16 protein-coding genes are annotated in these 18,087 nt (G+C 72.1%); 3 read left to right on the top strand and 13 right to left on the bottom strand.

The window, feature by feature from the left end; all coding sequences use genetic code 11:
• Positions 1-214 precede the first annotated feature (214 nt).
• Positions 215-550, top strand: a complete 336-nt coding sequence (locus Q6969_RS05380; RefSeq protein ID WP_317229511.1) for a hypothetical protein — start codon at positions 215-217, stop codon at positions 548-550.
• Positions 551-675: 125 nt separating this feature from the next.
• Entirely contained in the window at positions 676-1,113 is a 438-nt protein-coding gene (locus Q6969_RS05375; RefSeq protein ID WP_317229510.1) for a MarR family transcriptional regulator, read from the top strand.
• Positions 1,114-1,168: 55 nt separating this feature from the next.
• Here Q6969_RS05375 and Q6969_RS05370 read toward each other — a convergent pair whose 3' ends face one another.
• The 9 genes from Q6969_RS05370 to Q6969_RS05330 all read right to left on the bottom strand — a co-directional run bounded on the left by Q6969_RS05370 (position 1,169) and on the right by Q6969_RS05330 (position 13,161).
• A complete protein-coding gene (locus Q6969_RS05370; protein WP_317229509.1) occupies positions 1,169-1,735 on the bottom strand; it encodes a GNAT family N-acetyltransferase in 567 nt (188 codons plus the stop codon).
• Positions 1,732-3,219, bottom strand: coding sequence for a GH1 family beta-glucosidase (locus Q6969_RS05365; RefSeq protein WP_317229508.1), 1,488 nt, complete (start codon positions 3,217-3,219; stop codon positions 1,732-1,734). Before Q6969_RS05365 ends, Q6969_RS05370 begins: the two co-directional genes overlap by 4 nt.
• Positions 3,212-5,533: an alpha-xylosidase gene (yicI, locus tag Q6969_RS05360; protein ID WP_317229507.1), complete on the bottom strand. Its 2,322-nt coding sequence runs from the start codon at positions 5,531-5,533 to the stop codon at positions 3,212-3,214. The genes Q6969_RS05365 and yicI overlap by 8 nt, the downstream gene beginning before the upstream one ends.
• Positions 5,530-7,572 (bottom strand): beta-galactosidase, encoded by a 2,043-nt coding sequence (locus Q6969_RS05355; RefSeq protein ID WP_317229506.1) that lies wholly within the window; start codon positions 7,570-7,572, stop codon positions 5,530-5,532. The genes yicI and Q6969_RS05355 overlap by 4 nt, the downstream gene beginning before the upstream one ends.
• A gap of 114 nt (positions 7,573-7,686) precedes the next feature.
• Entirely contained in the window at positions 7,687-8,619 is a 933-nt protein-coding gene (locus tag Q6969_RS05350; RefSeq protein WP_317229505.1) for a carbohydrate ABC transporter permease, read from the bottom strand.
• On the bottom strand, positions 8,616-9,587 hold the full coding sequence (locus tag Q6969_RS05345; protein ID WP_317229504.1) for a sugar ABC transporter permease: 972 nt from the start codon (positions 9,585-9,587) through the stop codon (positions 8,616-8,618). Before Q6969_RS05345 ends, Q6969_RS05350 begins: the two co-directional genes overlap by 4 nt.
• 11 nt (positions 9,588-9,598) lie before the next feature.
• Complete coding sequence (locus Q6969_RS05340; RefSeq protein WP_317229503.1) at positions 9,599-10,897, bottom strand: extracellular solute-binding protein; 1,299 nt, start codon at positions 10,895-10,897, stop codon at positions 9,599-9,601.
• 90 nt (positions 10,898-10,987) lie between these two features.
• Positions 10,988-12,037, bottom strand: a complete 1,050-nt coding sequence (locus tag Q6969_RS05335; protein WP_317229502.1) for a LacI family DNA-binding transcriptional regulator — start codon at positions 12,035-12,037, stop codon at positions 10,988-10,990.
• A gap of 146 nt (positions 12,038-12,183) precedes the next feature.
• Positions 12,184-13,161: an aldo/keto reductase gene (locus tag Q6969_RS05330; protein ID WP_317229501.1), complete on the bottom strand. Its 978-nt coding sequence runs from the start codon at positions 13,159-13,161 to the stop codon at positions 12,184-12,186.
• A 96-nt stretch (positions 13,162-13,257) separates the two neighbouring features.
• On the opposite strand from Q6969_RS05330, the gene xylA reads away from it, so the two are divergent.
• Positions 13,258-14,451, top strand: coding sequence for a xylose isomerase (gene xylA / locus Q6969_RS05325; RefSeq protein ID WP_317229500.1), 1,194 nt, complete (start codon positions 13,258-13,260; stop codon positions 14,449-14,451).
• A gap of 109 nt (positions 14,452-14,560) precedes the next feature.
• Here xylA and Q6969_RS05320 read toward each other — a convergent pair whose 3' ends face one another.
• From Q6969_RS05320 to Q6969_RS05305, 4 genes are all read right to left on the bottom strand, one after another.
• Positions 14,561-14,971, bottom strand: a complete 411-nt coding sequence (locus Q6969_RS05320; protein WP_317229499.1) for a hypothetical protein — start codon at positions 14,969-14,971, stop codon at positions 14,561-14,563.
• 330 nt (positions 14,972-15,301) lie between these two features.
• Positions 15,302-15,517 carry a hypothetical protein gene (locus tag Q6969_RS05315; RefSeq protein ID WP_317229498.1) on the bottom strand — a complete coding sequence of 72 codons (216 nt, stop codon included), beginning with the start codon at positions 15,515-15,517 and terminating at the stop codon, positions 15,302-15,304.
• A gap of 313 nt (positions 15,518-15,830) precedes the next feature.
• Positions 15,831-17,018 (bottom strand): multiple monosaccharide ABC transporter permease, encoded by a 1,188-nt coding sequence (gene mmsB / locus Q6969_RS05310; RefSeq protein WP_317229497.1) that lies wholly within the window; start codon positions 17,016-17,018, stop codon positions 15,831-15,833.
• A gap of 5 nt (positions 17,019-17,023) precedes the next feature.
• A partial coding sequence (locus Q6969_RS05305) for a sugar ABC transporter ATP-binding protein (RefSeq protein WP_317229496.1) occupies positions 17,024-18,087 on the bottom strand: 1,064 nt, incomplete at its 5' end.

Here is an 18,087-nt window from a genome sequence, read left to right as displayed (position 1 = left end):
GCTCGCCGGCCGTCCGCGCCGCCGTGACGGCCCTCGCCCGGCTCCGGGTGGGCGATTGGGAGCTCCGCCGGGCCTGAGGCGCGGGCGCGCACCCGGTCGCGCGCCGGAGCCCGGACCGCCGCGACTGGCCCTCTGTCGGTGGTCGTCCGTAATGTCTGAGGGGTCTGCCTCCGGTGTCCACCGGCGGCACCCTGACGCGGAGGAACGGTGACGCATGTCGGACGAGCACGGCGACGAGCTCCAGGACGAGGTGCAGGCCTCGGGCGGCTCCACCGAGCGGCTGAACCGCCACCTGCAGCGCAGCCACTCGGAGCAGGCCCGGTACCTCTCCGCCTACTTCGGCTGGAGCCTGCTGGGCGACTCGATCCGGGCGCAGGGCACCACCGTGGCCATGTTCGTGGAGGACCTGGCCGACACCATGCTGGCGCTCGGGTGGCTCGACGGCTCGGGCATCATCTGGGACCGGGTCCCGGTCGACGCCGACCGGGCCGTCGAGCTGGTGCGCCGCCACCAGATGGAGCAGGGCTGGATGGCGCCCGGCACCGAGTGATGACCCGACCCTCCGTGCGCGCTGTGCGTGCGCCGACCGCCCGCATCGCCTCCTGACTACGGGAGTAGCGTCCGAGGGGATCAGGCCGTCGGGGGACGAGTTCCCGCGCACGGCCAGGAGGACACATGACGGACCACGACGGAGCGCTGCTCGACCGCGACATGGGACTGCTGCTCGCAGCCGCGTCCCGAGCGGTGATCTCGCTCTACCGGCCGTTGCTGAAGCCCTACCACCTCACGCATCCGCAGTACCTCGTGATGCTCGCGCTGTACGAGGAGGACCCGCGCCGGGCGGGCGACCTGAGCGAGGCGGTGCAGCTGACGCCGGGAACCCTGTCCCCGCTCTTCAAGCGCCTCGAGCTCCTCGGCTACATCACCCGGCAGCGCGACCAGGCGGACGAGCGCCGGCTGCTCATCGCCCTGACGGACCGGGGCCGCGCGATCCAGCCGGACCTCCTGCGCGTCGCCGACAGCGTGCGCGAGGACGTGGCGGACCGCAGCGGCACCGACTCCAGCGCGCAGGCGCGCCTGCGCAGCATGACCGACCTGCTGCTCGACGCCTGAGCCGGCGGGCGCGGGGCGCCGGGAACCGCGCGGCGGTCCCGGAGCCGACTGCCGGTCAGCGCGCGCCGTCGATCACGCGCTGCCACAGCGTGTGGTCGCTCCACGCCCCGTCGATGCGGAGGTAGGCGGGGGCGAGGCCGATCGCGGTGAACCCGGCGCGGGACAGCACCCGCTCGGATCCGGCGTTCCCCACCAGCGTCGACGCCTCCAGCCGGTGCAGCCCCGCGGCCCGCGCGATGCGCACCGCCTGGTGGGCCGCCGCGGTCGCGAGGCCGACGCCCTGCCGCTCCCGGTCGATCCAGTAGCCGAGGCTCGCGCTCAGCGCCGCGCCCCGCTTCACGGCGAACAGGTCGCAGCGGCCGATGATCCGGTCGCCCTCCGCGATGAGGTAGGGCAGCCCGGACCCCGCCGCCCGTTCGGCGACGCGGCCCGCGAGCTGCGCGCGCTGCCCGGCCGACGTGAAGAACGCGTCGGTCCGGGCGGGCTCGAACGGGCGGAGGTGCTCCCGGTTCGCGCGGTACGCCTCCGCGAGTGCCGCGGCGTCGGTGATGCGGGCGGGCCGCATCACCACGCCGGGGGCGAGCGCGACCCGCTCGTCGGTGCCGGGCAGGGGCCCGCTCACGCCCCGGGGCGCACGTCGCGCTCGGGGCGGGCGTCCACGGCGGGGGTGGCGCGGGCGGCGATGAACCGCGCGTACCAGAGGGCGCTGTCCTTCGGCGTCCGCTCCTGGGTGTCGTAGTCGACGTGCACGATGCCGAACCGCTTCGAGTACCCGAAGGCCCACTCGAAGTTGTCCATGAGCGACCACACCTGGTACCCGCGGAGGTCGACGCCGCGGGCCATCGCCCGGTGCGCGGCGGCGAAGTGGCGCGACAGGTAGTCGATCCGGTCGGCGTCGTGCACGGCGCGCACGCCGTCCTCCACGGTCACCTCGTCGTCGAAGGCGGCGCCGTTCTCCGTGACCATGAGCGGCAGGTCGGGGAACTCCTCGTGCAGCGACACGAGCAGGTCCTCGAGGCCCTGCGGCTCGATGTTCCAGCCCATGGCCGTGTACGGGCCCGGCTGCTCGAGGAAGTCGACGTCGTCGGTGCCGGGGAACGGCGAGGCGGCGACGTCGCCGTGGATCGAGGTGCCGCCGGCTGGGGCGGCGCCGTCGCGCATCCGCACCCGGCTGGTGTTGTAGTAGTTGACGCCCAGCAGGTCGAGCGGCTGGCGGATGAGCTCCGTGTCGCCCGGCAGCACGAACGACCAGTCGGTGATCGCCGCGGTGTCGACGAGCACGTCCTCCGGGTAGGCGCCGTTCAGCAGCGGGTCGAGGAACAGGCGGTTGCCCACTCCCCCGACGCGGCGCACGGCCTCCGGGCCCGTCTCGCCCTCGCCGCGGATCACGTGCAGGTTGAGCGTGATGGAGAACCGTGCGTCCTCCGGCACCACCTCCTTGAGCGCCGCGACGGCGAGGCCGTGCGCGAGGTTCAGGTGGTGGACGGCCCGGAACGACTCCTCCGCGTCGGTGCGGCCCGGCGCGTGCACGCCGGCCGCGTAGCCGAGGTACGCGGAGCACCACGGCTCGTTGAGGGTGGTCCACGTGCCGATGCGGTCGCCGAGCGCCTCGCCCATGATGCGGGCGTAGTCGGCGAACGCGTATGCGGTCTCGCGGTTCGTCCAGCCGCCCTCGTCCTCGAGCGCCTGCGGCAGGTCCCAGTGGTACAGCGTCGCGATGGGCGTGATGCCGCGCGCGACGAGCCCGTCGACCAGCCGCCCGTAGAACGCGAGCCCCTCGGGGTTCGCCGGCCCGCGTCCGGTCGCCTGGATCCGCGGCCACGCGATCGAGAACCGGTACGCCTCGAGCCCGAGCGCCTGCATCATGTCGAGGTCGGACTCGAGCCGGTGGTAGTGGTCGTCGGCCACGTCGCCCGTGTCGCCGCCCTGCACCTTGCCCGGCGTGCGGCTGAAGGAGTCCCAGATGGACTCCCCGCGGCCGCCCTCGTGCACCGCGCCCTCGATCTGGTACGCGGCCGTCGCGGATCCGAACAGGAAGCCGGGCGGGAACTCGAGGCCCGTGCCCCGGTCGTCCGGGGTGGCGGCTGCGGGGCGTGCGTCAGTCATGGCTGAGGGTGACCTTTCCGTCGGTGAGGCTGGTGAGGGGCCCGCCGTGCAGGCGTACGCGCAGCGGCACGTCGGGATCGGCCGTGACCTCGACGCCATCCTGGCCGTGCACGACGCGCACGTCCACCTGCCGCCCGGTGGTGGGGCTGGTGACGCGGGTGGTGCGCGTGCCCGTCCCACCGGGGTGGATCGTGACGATCAGCCCGTCCAGGTGGTCGTGGTCGGGCCGGTCGACGCGCTCGGTCGTGGCGAGCACGGCGCCCTCGCGCACCCACACGGGCAGGCTCATCACGTCGTGGACCTCGCGGTGCCAGCCGCCGCCGGTGCGGACCTCGCCCGTGAGCAGGTTCGTCCAGGTGCCGGCGGGCAGGTGGTACTCGACCTCGCCGTCGGCGCGGAACACGGGCGCGACGAGCAGGTCCGGGCCGAGCATGTACTGCCGGTCCAGGTGCGCGACGGCCGGGTCCCCGGGGAACTCCAGCTGCATGGGCCGCATGAACGGGACGCCCGTCTCGTGCGCCTCGATGCCCACCTGGTGCAGGTACGGCATCAGGCTGAGCTTCAGGCGCGAGAAGGCGCGCGTCACGTCGACGGCCTCCTCGTCGAAGGCCCACGGCACCCGGTAGCTGGTGGATCCGTGCAGGCGCGAGTGGCTGCTCATCATGCCGAACGCGACCCAGCGCTTGAACACCTCCGGGTCAGGCGTGCCCTCGAAGCCGCCGATGTCGTGGCTCCAGAAGCCGAACCCGCTGAACGCGAGCGACAGGCCGCCGCGCAGGGTCTCCGCCATCGACTCGAAGGAGGAGGAGTTGTCGCCGCCCCAGTGCACCGGCATGCGCTGCCCGCCCGTGGTGGCGCTGCGGGCGAAGAGCACGGCGTCGCCCTCGCCGCGGTGCTCCTCGAGCACCTCGAACACGGCCTGGTTGTAGAGCTGCGTGTACCAGTTGTGCATGGCCTCGGGCGCGGTGCCGTCCGCCCAGACGACGTCGAGCGGGATCCGCTCGCCGAAGTCGGTCTTGAGCGCGTCGACGCCCTGGTCGAGGAGGCCGCGGAGCTTGTCCTGGAACCAGCGGGTCGCGGCGGGGCTCGTGAAGTCGACGAGCGCCATGCCCGCCTGCCACATGTCCCACTGCCAGACGCTGCCGTCGGGCCGGCGCACGAGGTGCCCGAGGGCGCGCGCCTCCTCGAACAGCACCGAGCGCTGCGCGATGTACGGGTTGATCCACGCGCTCACGCGGAGCCCCCGGTCGTGCAGGCGCGCGAGCATGCCCTCGGGGTCGGGGAACACGCGGGCGTCCCAGACGAGGTCCGTCCAGGTGAACTCGCGCATCCAGAAGCAGTCGAAGTGGAACACCGACATGGGCAGGTCGCGCTCGCGCATGCCCTCGATGAAGCGGGTGACCGTCTCCTCGTCGTACTGGGTGGTGAACGAGGTGGAGAGCCACAGGCCGTAGGACCAGGCGGGCACCCGCGCGGGCCGGCCGGTGAGCTCCGTGTAGCGCGCGAGCACGTCCTTCGGGGTGGGCCCGTCGAAGACCAGGTACTCGATGGCCTCGCCCGCGGTGCTGAACTGCACCCGCTCCACGGTCTCGCTGCCCACCTCGAACGACACGTGCTCGGGCTGGTTCACCAGCACGCCGTAGCCGCGGTTGGTGAGGTAGAACGGGATGCTCTTGTACGACTGCTCGCTGGAGGTGCCGCCGTCGGCGTTCCAGACGTCGACCGACTGGCCGTTCTTGATGAGCGGCCCGAACCGCTCGCCGAGGCCGTAGACGAGCTCGCCCACGCCGAGGCTCAGCTGCTCGTGCACGTAGGTGCGCGACGGCGCGAGGCCCGTGGTGGTGATCCCCGCCGTGCCCGTGGGCTCGGCCGCGACCGGGGCGCCCTCGTCGAGGGTCATGTAGCCCACCGACTTGTGGCCGCTGGAGGTGAGCACGCGCCCGCCCGACTCGAAGGTCAGGTCCCAGGGCGCGCCCTTCGTGATGCGCGCGGTGAGGGAGCCCGTGGTGAGCGTGCCGCCGGTCTCGTCCGCGTGCGCGACGCCGGACCCCTCCACGGCGCCGACCAGGTCGAACCCGGGCGACGGGGTGCCGCCGCGGTGGTGCTCGATCCGCACGCGCACCACGCCCTCGAGGGGCGAGGAGAGCGTGACCGTGAGCAGCGGCCGGTTGAGCGTGTCGCCCCGCCCCTGGATGCGCTTGGTGGGCGCGTACGCCCGCAGCGTGTCGCCGTCGGCCTCGACGTCGTACGCCTCCTGGGCGTACTGCGCGTCGACGCCCGGCCTCGTCTGCCAGAACCCGTCGGTGAACCTCATCGTGCGTCCTCTCGGATGACGGCGACGGCGCCTGCCGTCACGCGGCTGCCGGCCGCCGTGCGCTCGCCGGTGACGAGGTCGAGCCCGTCGACGTCGAGCCGCAGGTCGCGGTCGGTGTGGTTGATGGCGAACAGCCACGACGCGTCGTCGCCGACGCGCCGGACCAGCTCGAGCCCCGCCTCGGCGGAGGCGACCGGGGCGATGCCCGCGCGGCCGACGAGGTCGTCGACGAGGGCGCCCGCGCGCTCGCGGTCGAGGTGGGTGGAGACGTAGGTCGCGGTGCCGCGGCCGCGCCGGGCGCGGGTCACGGCGGGCAGTCCCGCGAGGTCGCCGGAGGCGTACGCCGCCACGACCTCCGCGTCGTCCGCGCGGAGCCGCTCCGTCCAGATGCGGACGCGGCCGGGCGGATCCAGCAGCACCTCCTCGTCCGCGAGCAGCGGGGCGGGCTCCTCGACGCGGATGCCGAGGAGGTCGCGCAGGAGCCCGGGGTAGCCGCCCGCGACCACCCGGTTGTGCCGGTCGACGATGCCCGAGAGGTACGTGACCGCCAGATGGCCGCCGCCCTCGACGAACGCGGTGAGCGACGCGGCGCCCTCCGGCGTGAGCGCGAACAGGGTCGGCGCGAGGGCGACGGCGTATCCGTCGAGGTCGTCGTCGGGGTGGAGCACGTCGACGGCGATCCCGCGGGCGGTGAGCTCCCGGTGCAGCGTGAGCGGGGCGTCGAGGGCGGTCACGTCCACGCTGGGCTTGGGTCCGCAGCGGAGCGCGGTCCACGCGACGTGGTCCATGAGGATCGCCACCCGGGCCCGTTCGACGCGGCTGCCGGCGACCTCGCGGATCCGGCCGAGCAGCGCCCCGAGCTCCGCGACCTCCCGGTAGACGCGGCTGTCGGATCCCGCGTGCGGCACGACCGCGGAGTGGAACTGCTCGCTCCCGCCCGTCGACTGCCGCCATTGGAAGAAGAGCGCCCCCTCCGCGCCGCGCGCGATGTGGGCGAGGCTGTTCCGGGCGAGCTCGCCGGGCGACTTGGCCCGGTTGCGCGGCTGCCAGTTGACAGCCGACGTGCTGTGCTCGATGAGCAGCCACGGGTCGCCGTGCGCCATGCCGCGCACCCGGTCGGCGCTGAAGGACAGCTCGCCGTGCCGCTCGGGGTCGGCGGCGATCGTGTAGTGGTCGTTGGAGACGAGGTCTACCTCCTCCGCCCAGCGCCGGTAGTCGGCGAGGCCCGGGTGGTTCTGCACCATGAAGTTGGTGGTCACGGGGATCCCCGGGGTGACGCGGCGGAGCACCGCGCGCTCGGCGAGGTGGTGGCCGAGCAGCGCGTCGGACGTGTAGCGCTCGAACGCCAGCTGCAGGCCGGGGTTGTGGCTCGTGCCCGAGAAGCGGGGCGGCAGGACCTGGTCGAACGACGTGTAGCGGTGGCCCCAGAAGGCCGTGCCCCACGCCTCGACGAGGTCGTCGATCGTCGCGAAGCGGGCGCGCAGCCAGTCCTGGAAGGCCGCGGCCGTCTCGTCGCCGTAGTCGTGCGCGTTCTCGTTGCCGAGCTCGTTGCTGATGTGCCACATGCGCAGCGCCGGGTGCGTGCCGTAGCGCTCCGCCATGCGCTCCACCAGCCGCAGCGCGTAGCTGCGGAAGACCGCCGAGGCCGGCGACCAGGCGAGGCGCCCGCCCTGGGCGAGGCGCACCCCGGTGTCGGTGACGCACGCGATCTCCGGGTGCGCCCGCATGAGCCAGATCGGCGGCGCCGCGGTGGGCGTGGCGAGGTTCACGCCGATGCCGCCCTCGTGCAGGAGGTCCATGATCCGGTCGAGCCAGCCCCAGTCGAACTCGCCGTCGGCGACCTCGATGAGGCCCCAGGAGAACACGCCGAGGTTCACGGAGTTGACGCCGGCGCGGCGCATCAGCTCGACGTCCTCGGCCCACACCTCCTCGGGCCACTGCTCGGGGCTGTAGTCGCCGCCCAGGGCGAAGCCCTGGGCGATGGGCGGGAACGTCGTGCCCGCGGGCAGGTCGGACGAGCGGGAGCGGATGCGTGTCATGTCTTCGCCTTCGAAGGTGGGCGGTGCGCGTGCGGCACCGCGGGGCGGGGAGGGACGGGATGCGGGAGGTGGGGACCGGGGCGATGGACGCGGCCACCGCCCCGGTCGTGCCGGTCAGCCCTTGAGGCCGCCGGAGAGCAGGTCGAGCCGCCAGAAGCGCTGCAGGAACAGCATCAGCAGCACGAGCGGGATGATCGAGACCGCCGCGCCGGCGATGGCCAGCGAGTACAGCGCCGGCGTCCCCGAGCCCTTGGACAGCAGCGTGTAGAGGCCGACCGTCAGCGGGTAGCTGTCCTGGTCGCTCAGCATCACGAACGGCAGGAGGAAGTTGTTCCAGATGCCCACGAACTGGAGCATGAACACCGTCACCATGCCGGGCAGCATCATCGGGATCGCGATGGACCGGAAGATCCGCCACTCCCCCGCGCCGTCGAGCCGCGCGGCCTCCATCGTGTCCTGCGGGATCGCCGACGCCGCGTAGACGCGGGAGAGGTAGATCCCGAAGGGGCTGATGACGAGGGGCAGGAGCACCGCGAGGTAGCCGCCCGCGAGCCCCAGCTGCGACAGCAGCAGGTACTGCGGGATCGCCAGCGTGATGCCCGGGATGAGCACGCCGCCGAGGATCGAGTAGAAGATCAGGCTCCGCCCGCGGAACTCGTACTTGGCGAGCGCGTAGCCGCACATCGCTGAGACGACGGTCGAGAGCACGCCGCCGAGGCCCGCGTACAGCAGCGAGTTGAGCGCCCACATGCCGTACTGCCCGCCGCCGTAGGTGAACAGGTCGCGGAGGTTGTCCACGAGGCCCGTCCCCGGCGCGAACGAGAACGTCGTGAAGAGCTCGCTCCGCCCCTTCGTCGTCGCGCTGAACACCCATGCCACGGGGATGAGGCAGTAGAGCGCGCCGATGAGGAGCACCGTGGTCGGGATCACCCGGCCGGCGAGCGAGCCCTGCCGGGCCCGCCGGCGCGGCGCCGAGGAGCCGCCGCGCGTCGGCGTGCGCCGCTGGGCGTCGATCTCGGCCCGGCGCTCGGCGGTGGCGGCGGTCACGAGACGGACCCCGCGGTGCGGCGGTTCGTGATCCACAGCACGAGCGCGGACACGAGCACCGTCCCGAGCGCGAGCACCACCGAGAGCGCGGCGGCGCCCGGCAGGTCGTCGGTGAGGAAGGCGTTGCGGTAGATGGTCATGAGGGGCACCCAGGTCTGGCTGATGACGTTGGTCAGCGGCTTGAGAGTGGTCGGCTCGCCGTAGAGCTGCAGCGCGCCGATGAGGGAGAAGATGCCGGTGAGCACGAGGGCGGGCACCACCAGCGGGATCTTGATGCGGAGCGCGATCTGCAGCTCGCCGGCGCCGTCGATCCGCGCGGCCTCGTAGATCTCCGCCGGCACGCCGCGCAGCGACGTGTAGATGATGATCATGTTGAAGCCGACGCCGCCCCAGATCGCGATGTTCGCGACGGAGGCGTAGATCGCGGGCTCGCCGAGGAACGGGATCGCGCCGCCGCCGAGGGCCTCGGACACGGCCGAGAACGGGCTCGTCCCGGGGAGGTACATGAAGCCCCAGAGGAGCGCCGCGACCACGCCGGGCACCGCGTACGGGATGAAGATCGCCGTGCGCGCGAACCGGGTGGCCCGCGCGGCGGGCACGTCGAGCATGAGCGCGAACAGGAGCGCGAGCCCGAGCGTCAGCGGCACGGAGATGATCCCGTAGATCGCGAGCCGGCCGAAGCCGGCGGTGAGCTCGGGGTCGGAGAGGACGGCCGCGTAGTTGTCGAGCCCGGCGAACACCTGCACGCGCGTGCCGAGGATGCCGCCGCCCTCGAGGCGGTAGGTCTGCAGGCTCAGCCAGGCCGCGTAGACGATCGGCACGAGCATGAAGACGACGAAGAGGACGACGGCGGGGGCGGCGAACAGGTACGGCGCCCACCGCACGGGGCGGCGGCGGGCGCCGCCCCGTGCGACCGGCGTGCGCCGGGGCTCGGCCGCCTGCGCGGCGGCGACGGGCGTGGTGGTCACGGGCGCCTCCGTCAGTCGGCCACGGTGAAGCCGGACTTCGTCATGTCCGCCTCCACGGTCGCCTGCACCGCGGTGAACGCGTCGCGCCACGGGGTGCCGTCGGAGATCGCCTTGTTGAGCGCGTCGGTCATGGCCGTCTCGGCGACGTTGACGTTCGGGCCCCAGGTGACCGGGATGGTGTCGGACGAGATGTCCGCGGCGATGCGGTAGTAGTCGGTCTGCTGCGGCATGAGGGCCGGCGGCGCACTCTCGGCGGCGGCCTCCTGGCCGCTGGTCGCGGCCGGGTACCCGTTCTGCACGTTGAGCACGAGCTCCGCGCCCTCCTCGCTGGCGTTCAGCCACTTGGCGAAGGCCGCGGCCTCCTCCGGGTGCTCGGATCCCTTGGTCACGATGACGCCGGATCCGCCCTGGTACGCGACGGCCGCCTCGCCGGGCGTCCACTCGGGCAGCGGGCTCATCGACCACTTGCCGATGGTGTCGGGCGCGACGCCCTCGATCACGCCGGGCGCCCAGAGCGCCGACGGCCAGGACAGGAACTTGCCGGCGTTCGCCTTCGCGTTCCACTCCGGGGTGAGGATCGGGTCGGTGCTGATGAGGTCGCGGTCGGCGAGGTCCTGGAAGTAGTCGGCCACCTCGAGCGACGGCTCGTCGCCGATGCCGACGGACCAGGTGCTGCCGGAGACGTCCCACCAGGAGGCGCCGGCCTGCGTGGCGACGCCCGCGAAGAACCCGAACTGGTCGGCGGGGATGCTCGCGATGTAGGCCTCGGGGTCGGCGTCGCGCACCTTCTGCGCGGCGTCCGCGAACTCGGCCCACGTGGTGGGCACGGGGATGCCCCACTGCTCGAGGAGGTCGCTGCGGTAGACGAGCGCCATCGGCCCGACGTCCTGCGGCAGGGCGAAGACGTGGTCGTCGAAGGTGACCTGCTCCCAGGTGCCCTCGGTGTAGGCGTCCTGGACGTCGGCGACCTGCTCGGTGATGTCGAGCGGCACGTCGGCGACGATGAGCGACGGGAGGGTCGTGTACTCGACCGCGGACAGGTCGGGCGCGTTGCCGGCGCGGCTGGCGGTGAGCAGCTTGGCGGACGAGTCGCGCCCGCCGCCGGCGTCCGTGTACTTCACCTGCACGTCGGGGTTGGCCGCGTTCCAGGTGTCGACGAGCTCCTGCGTGTTCGGGGCCCACGACCAGAAGTCGAGGGTGACCTGCCCGCCGGCGGCGGAGTCCCCTCCCCCGGAGGCGGAGCAGCCGCCGAGGAGGAGGGCGCCGACGCTGACGGCGGCGAGCGAGGTGAGGATCCTGCGTGGGTTCATGGCTTCTTCCTTGAGGCGATGCGTCGAAGCGTTTCGACGATGGGCGTTCGGATGGGGGATCGTGCGGTCGGGGGATGGTTGGTCGGACGGTCAGGCCGCGGCGGTCGCGGGCGCCGGTGCCGGCGCGTCGCGCGCCGCGGGCGCCGCGGTGGACCCGAGCGGCCGGTACTCGGGCGGGATGAGCTCCACGTGGGGCTCGCCGCGCCCGTCGAGCCGCTCCATGAGGAGCTCGACGGCCCGCCGGCCCTGGTCCTCCGCGGGAAGCGGGATGACGTCGAGCGGCGGCACGAGGTGGTCGGTCGGGAAGCTGGAGCAGGCGGAGACGAGGGACAGGTCCTCCGGCACGCGCACGCCGCGCTCGCGCAGCAGCTCGAGCAGGATCGAGTGCACGTTCTCGTTGCAGTTGAGCACGAGCGCCGTGAGGTCCGGGAGCTCCGCGCGCACCGCGTCGAGGGCGGCCGTCACGGCCTCGCGCGTCGACTCGGTCGTGTGGAAGGCGGTCCGGATCCCCCGGGCGGCTCCCGCGGCGAGGTAGCCGTCGCGGAAGCGGGGCGCGAAGTTCGACCCGCGGTCGTAGAGGTGCTGGGAGTGGCCGAGCATGCCCACCGAGTCGTGCCCGAGGTCGACGAGGCGCTGGACGGCGAGGTCGGCCGCCGCCTCGAAGTCGAGGTCGACGCAGGTGAGGCCGGCCGTCTCGTGCGGGATCCCGATGAGCGCCGAGGGCAGGTCGAGGTCGCGCAGGACGGGGACGCGCTCGTCGTCGATCGCCACGTCCATCATCACGATGCCGTCGACGAGGGAGCTCGACGCGACGCGGCGGAGGCCGGAGAGCGAGTCGTCCTGCGTGAGCAGCAGCACGTCGTAGTCGTAGGAGCGGGCAGCGGTGACGACGGCCAGCACGAAGGACATGAGCGCCGGCGGGTGCGTGTCGCCGTGCATGGGCGCGGTGAGCGCGATGATGCTCGTCCGGCTGCCGGCGAGCATCCGCGCCCCGGCGTTCGGCCGGTAGCCGAGCTCCGCGACGGCCCGGTCGATGCGGGCGCGCGTGCCGGCGGTGATGGACCTCTTGCCGGAGAGCGCGTACGACACGGTGCTGATGGACACCCCGGCGACGCGCGCGACGTCGTGGATGGTGGCCATGCGGTGACTCCGTCGTCTAAGCGCTTCGATGATGCGAACGGATCCCACGCTAGGTCATCGAAGCGCTTCGCACAAGATCGCATCGTGCACTCCCGCTCGACCGCCCGACACCCATCCGACAACCGCCGGGCGCCGGGCGCCGTCCCTCAGCGCGCGTCGATCCACTCCCCCGGCGCCGGCCGCAGCGCGGCGAGCTCCGCCCACAGCTCCTCCGGCACGGGAACCGCGGCGAGCTCCATGGTCGCCGCGAGGCGGGCCGCCGACGAGATGCCCACCACGGTCGAGTGCACGCGCGCGTCGCGCATGCTGGACTGCAGCGCCGCGGCCGCCAGGGGCACGCCCTGCCGGGCGCACGCCTCCCCCATCCGCCGTGCCGCCTCGGCCACCGCGGGCCGGGCCGGGCCGTACCCGTACGTCGCCGCCTGGGCCGGGTCGCCGGTGAGGATGCCGCCGCCGTACGGCGCCGCATTCGTGACGCCCATGTCGCGGGCGCCCGCCGCCTCGAGCAGCGCGGCGGCCGAGTCGTCGAGGAGGGTCGCGCGGTTGTGGGTGATGAGCGCGTCGAACACGTCGAGCTCCACGAAGCGCTGGATGAGGTGCACGTCGCCGCCGGAGATGCCGATGCTGTCCGCGAGGCCCGCGTCGCGGATCGCGAGGAGCGCCTCCACGGGACCGCCGGGCGCCGTGGCCGCCTCGAATGTGGTGTTCTCGGGATCGTGGAGCATGAGCACGGGCACGCGGTCGACTCCGAGCCGGGTCAGGGACTCCTCGATGCTCCGCCGCATCCGGTCGCCCGAGAAGTCCCCGGTGCGCGCGTCGCGATCCACCTTGGTCTGGATCACGAGCCGGTCGGCGAGCGAGCGCCCGTCCGCGAGCGGCCGTCCGACGAGCGCCTCGGACTCGCCGCCCCCGTAGATGTTGGAGGTGTCGAGGAACCGGAGCGGGCCGTCGAGGATGGCCGCGGCGAGCTCGGCGATGCGCGCGTCGCGCGCGGCCTCGTCCTCCCCCGACCGGGCCGGGCCCCAGCCCGAGGTGCCGATGCAGATCGCCGGCACCTCGATCCCGGTGCGGCCGTAGCGCGTGGTCGCGGCGGAGGGATGGGTGGTCGCGTCGTCGAGGTCCATGCCTGCGAGTCTGCCCCCCGCCGCATTGTGCCGAGCCATGCCACGCTATAGGTTGTATAGAGCAACAAATCATCGACGACGCTGACAGGAGACACCATGGCGCTCACCCCCACCCGCGAGGACAAGTTCTCGTTCGGACTCTGGACCATCGGCTACACGGGGGCCGACCCCTTCGGCGGCCCGACCCGCGCCGACCTCGACGTCGTCGAGGCCGTCGAGCGCATCTCGGAGCTGGGCGCCTACGGCCTCACCTTCCACGACGATGACCTGTTCGCCTTCGGCTCCACCGACGCCGAGCGCCAGACGCAGATCGACCGCCTGAAGGGCGCGCTCAGCGACACCGGCATCGAGGTGCCGATGGTCACCACGAACCTCTTCTCCGCCCCCGTCTTCAAGGACGGCGGCTTCACCAGCAACGACCGCGCGGTCCGCCGCTTCGCGATCCGCAAGGTCCTCCGCAACATCGACCTCGCCGCCGAGCTCGGCGCCAAGACGTTCGTCATGTGGGGCGGCCGCGAGGGCGCCGAGTACGACTCCGCCAAGGACGTCCGCGGCGCGCTCGAGCGCTACCGCGAGGCCGTCAACCTCCTCGGCGACTACGTCACCGACAAGGGCTACGACATCCGCTTCGCCATCGAGCCGAAGCCCAACGAGCCCCGCGGCGACATCCTGCTGCCGACGCTCGGCCACGCGCTCGCCTTCATCGAGACCCTCGAGCGCCCCGAGCTCGTGGGCGTGAACCCCGAGGTCGGCCACGAGCAGATGGCGGGCCTCAACTTCACCGCCGGCATCATGCAGGCGCTGTACCAGGGCAAGCTCTTCCACATCGACCTCAACGGCCAGCGCGGCATCAAGTACGACCAGGACCTCGTCTTCGGCCACGGCGACCTGCAGAACGCGTTCTCGCTCGTCGACCTGCTGGAGAACGGCGGCGTGGGCGGCGGCCGCTCGTACGACGGCCCCCGTCACTTCGACTACAAGCCGAGCCGCACGGAGGACATCACCGGCGTGTGGGACTCCGCCGCCGCGAACATGCGCATGTACCTGCTCCTCAAGGAGCGCGCGCAGGCGTTCCGCGCCGACCCCGAGGTCCAGGAGGCGCTCGCCGCCGCCAAGGTCGCCGAGATCGACACCCCGACGCTGAACGAGGGCGAGTCCTACGACGACATCCTCGCCGACCGCTCCTCCTACGAGGACTTCGCGGCCGACGAGTACTTCGACGGCAAGGGCTTCGGCTTCGTGCGCCTCAACCAGCTGGCGCTCGAGCACCTCATGGGCGCGCGCTCCTAGCGGACCCGCCCGCGGCACGGCCGCACCGCACGAGAGCCGCTCCCGGATCAGGGGGGCGGCTCTCGTCGTCTGCGCGTCGCGATCGTCGTGCCGAGGCCCGCGGAGAGGATCACGAGGGGGCCGCTGAGGACCGGGCGGCCGGGAGGGCTCGACGCGTACGGCGAGCGTGGGAGTACCGCAGCTGGAAGTCCGCGAGGGCGAGAAGGAGCACCCCGCACGCCATGAGCGCGGCGCTGATGCCGGGCTGGACGACGCCGACGAGGATCGCGACCGTCAGCACCACCAGGGTGTCGCGGAGCACCCGGCTCTGCACCTCCGCCGCCAGCGCATGCTCCCGGTCGTCGGCCCCACGACGCGCCCTCCTGCGCCTCACGACCAGGACCGTGACGGGTCCCGCCATCGAGACGGCCGCGACGACGGCCGACCTGACCGGGTCACCGCCCTGGTCGACGACATGCCACACGCATGCGCTCACCAGGATCGTCGCGATGACGACGGTGGATGCGACCCGCTTCCGCATCGTTCCCCTCCTCGTGGTGCGGTCCGTCGGACCTCCCTGCCGGTCGTCGAGCGCGTCGGCATCGGCACCGCGACGCGGCCTTCGCGTGGGCGGACGCCGCCGCCTCGATCTCGACACCAGGGAGAGCATGAACACGATGACCAATGGCACGGTGACGATCGATGCGCACCGCTCGCCATCCCCTGCCTCGAGGATCCATCCCACGATCAGCACCGCAGCGGAGCCGACGATCCAGGTGAGCAGAGGCGCCTTCATCTCGTCCTGTCCTCACCGTGATGCCCGATGCCCGGCGGGTCCTCTGCGTCTCCGGCATCGACGTACCATGACGCGTCAGACACAACGACCCTGCAAGGTCGAGGCGTAGATCCGCAGCTCCCGCCTTCCCGAGCACAGTCCCCGCTTCAGCACATATGCGGCAGCAGCGGCGATGACCACCGTCGCGATCCCACAGGCGACCGGCCCTGCGGCGCAGATGGCGACGCCGAGCGCGGCGCCGACCCCGGCGGACAGGGCCTCCTGATCCGTCGTGTCGAAGGGGACGTACACGCCGGGCCCCCTCTCCCAGCCCGCGCCGATGAGCGACGCCGACACGGCGGCATCCGCGCACGCCGTCGCGCGGCGGCCCGGTGCCCGCGCGGCGGATTGACGGGGACGGTGGGACCTGGTTGCGACTGCGGGTCTCATTCTCGGAACGCATCGGGCACGGACGATCGGGGCTCATGGAGTGCACAGGCGGTCCTTGACCCGGTCCTGTGGTGTGCGGATGCCCGAGCGGGGGCGCCGACGACGACGAGGGGCCCGGCATCCTCTCGGATGCCGGGCCCCTCGTCCGCGCCGGAGCGCAGGTGCTGCGGGTCGATCAGGTCGCGGACTTGGCTCCACGGCTCTTGTTGAACACGTCGAACGCGACGGCCAGCAGGAGCACGAGGCCCTTGATGAGCGACTGGTACTCCGTGCCGAGACCGAGCAGCGACATGCCGTTGTTCAGCACGCCCATGATGAGACCACCGACCATGGCCCCGGTCACGGTGCCGATGCCGCCGGTGACGGCCGCGCCGCCGATGAACACCGCGGCGATGGCGTCGAGCTCGAAGCCGTTGCCGGCGCCCGGGAGCGCCGAGTTGCTGCGGGCGGTGAAGGCGATGCCCGCGAGGGCGGCCAGGAAGCCCATGTTCACGAAGAGCAGGAAGTCCACGCGCTTCGTGTTGATGCCGGACAGCTGCGCCGCGTTGAGGTTGCCGCCTCGGGCGTAGATGTGACGGCCGAAGATGCTGCGGTTCATCACCGCCGTGTAGACGAGCACCAGCACCGCGAGGATGACCAGCACGATCGGCGTGCCCTGGTAGCTGGCGAGCAGGTACGTGATGCCGAGCACGAGGACCGCGATGAAGGCGAGCTTCGTGATGAACCAGGCGAAGGGCTCGTCCTCGAGGTTCAGCTTCACGCGGGCACGACGCTCGCGGAGCTGCTGGGCGACGAGGAAGACGGCCGCGAGGACGCCGAGGGTGACGGTGACCCACTCCAGGTACGACGTGCCGTCCGAGGGGTCGGGCAGGAAGCCGGCGCCGACCGCGACGTACTCGTCCGGGAACGGCGTGATGGGGCGGTTGTCGAGGACGATCTGGGCGAGGCCGCGGAACGTCAGCATGCCCGCGAGGGTCACGATGAACGCGGGGATCCCGACGTACGCCACCCAGAAGCCCTGCCAGGCGCCGATGAGGCCGCCGACCACGAGGCTCGCGATGATGGACGCCCACCAGGGCCAGCCCCAGTTGACGGCGAACACGCCGGACACGGCGCCGACGAGGGCGACGACGGAGCCGACCGACAGGTCGATGTGGCCGGCGATGATGATCATCACCATGCCGATCGCGAGGATCAGGATGTACGCGTTCTGGACGACGATGCTGGTGACGTTGCGGGGCTCGAGGAGCGTCCCGTCGGTCAGGATCTGGAACAGCACCACGATGGCGACCAGCGCGATGAAGATGCCGATCTGCCGGAGGCGGCTGACGAGGAATCCCGCCACTGTGCTGAGACTGGACATGGTGACTATTCCTTTTCCTTGGTCATGTAGGTCATGAGGCTCTCGGGGGTCGCCTCGGCGATCGGGAGCTGGCCCGTGATCCGCCCGGCGGAGAGGGCGTAGATGCGGTCGCAGATGCCGAGCAGCTCGGGCAGCTCGCTGGAGATGACGATGACGGCCTTCCCCTGCGCGGCGAGCGCGTTGATGATCGTGTAGATCTCGTACTTGGCGCCGACGTCGATGCCGCGGGTGGGCTCGTCGAGGATCAGCACGTCCGGGTCGGAGAACATCCACTTGGAGAGGACGACCTTCTGCTGGTTCCCGCCCGAGAGCTTCCCGGTGATGGACCCGACGCTCGGTGCCTTGATGTTCATGGACTTGCGGTAGCCGTCGGCCACCACGTACTCCTCGTTCGCGTCGACCCAGCCGGCCTTCGCCAGCTTCTCGAGCGCCGCGCCGGAGACGTTGCGCTTGATGTCGTCGATGAGGTTGAGGCCGTAGTGCTTGCGGTCCTCGGTGGCGTACGCGAGGCCGTTCTTGATGGCCTCCCCCACCGTGCGGGCGGTGATCTCCTTGCCGCGCTTGTAGAGCTTCCCGGAGATGTTCGCGCCGTAGGAGCGGCCGAAGACGCTCATCGCGAGCTCGGTGCGGCCGGCGCCCATGAGGCCGGCGATCCCGACGACCTCACCGGCGCGGACGTTGAGGTTCGCGTGGTCGACGACGACGCGGGAGTGCTCCTGCGGGTGGTGGACCGTCCAGTCCTCGATGCGCAGCACCTCCTCGCCGATGTCCGGGGTGCGGTCGGGGTAGCGGCTCTGGAGGTCGCGGCCGACCATGCCCTTGATGATGCGCTCCTCGCTGATGGAGTCGCGCTCGAGGTCGAGGGTCTCGATGGTCTTGCCGTCGCGGATGATCGTGACGGCGTCGGCGATCGCCTTGATCTCGTTCAGCTTGTGGCTGATGATGATGCTCGTGATGCCCTGGCCCTTGAGGTGCTTGATCAGGTCGAGCAGGTGGGCGGAGTCCTCGTCGTTGAGCGCGGCGGTCGGCTCGTCGAGGATGAGGAGCTTCACCTCCTTGGAGAGCGCCT

It is taken from the genome of Clavibacter sp. MX14-G9D (genome assembly GCF_032917815.1).
Taxonomy (GTDB): domain Bacteria; phylum Actinomycetota; class Actinomycetes; order Actinomycetales; family Microbacteriaceae; genus Clavibacter; species Clavibacter michiganensis_K.
Note: the sequence above shows the minus strand (reverse complement) of the source record. Positions and strands in the feature narration are given on the sequence as shown.

What these genes read in the sequence shown, in the direction of transcription:
- Q6969_RS05380 (WP_317229511.1), top strand. Translation starts at nt 215, where the DNA reads ATGTCGGACGAGCACGGCGACGAGCTCCAGGACGAGGTGCAGGCCTCG.
- Q6969_RS05375 (WP_317229510.1), top strand. Translation starts at nt 676, where the DNA reads ATGACGGACCACGACGGAGCGCTGCTCGACCGCGACATGGGACTGCTG.
- Q6969_RS05365 (WP_317229508.1), bottom strand. Translation starts at nt 3,219, where the DNA reads ATGACTGACGCACGCCCCGCAGCCGCCACCCCGGACGACCGGGGCACG.
- yicI (WP_317229507.1), bottom strand. Translation starts at nt 5,533, where the DNA reads ATGAGGTTCACCGACGGGTTCTGGCAGACGAGGCCGGGCGTCGACGCG.
- Q6969_RS05355 (WP_317229506.1), bottom strand. Translation starts at nt 7,572, where the DNA reads ATGACACGCATCCGCTCCCGCTCGTCCGACCTGCCCGCGGGCACGACG.
- Q6969_RS05340 (WP_317229503.1), bottom strand. Translation starts at nt 10,897, where the DNA reads ATGAACCCACGCAGGATCCTCACCTCGCTCGCCGCCGTCAGCGTCGGC.
- Q6969_RS05335 (WP_317229502.1), bottom strand. Translation starts at nt 12,037, where the DNA reads ATGGCCACCATCCACGACGTCGCGCGCGTCGCCGGGGTGTCCATCAGC.
- Q6969_RS05330 (WP_317229501.1), bottom strand. Translation starts at nt 13,161, where the DNA reads ATGGACCTCGACGACGCGACCACCCATCCCTCCGCCGCGACCACGCGC.
- xylA (WP_317229500.1), top strand. Translation starts at nt 13,258, where the DNA reads ATGGCGCTCACCCCCACCCGCGAGGACAAGTTCTCGTTCGGACTCTGG.
- Q6969_RS05320 (WP_317229499.1), bottom strand. Translation starts at nt 14,971, where the DNA reads ATGCGGAAGCGGGTCGCATCCACCGTCGTCATCGCGACGATCCTGGTG.
- mmsB (WP_317229497.1), bottom strand. Translation starts at nt 17,018, where the DNA reads ATGTCCAGTCTCAGCACAGTGGCGGGATTCCTCGTCAGCCGCCTCCGG.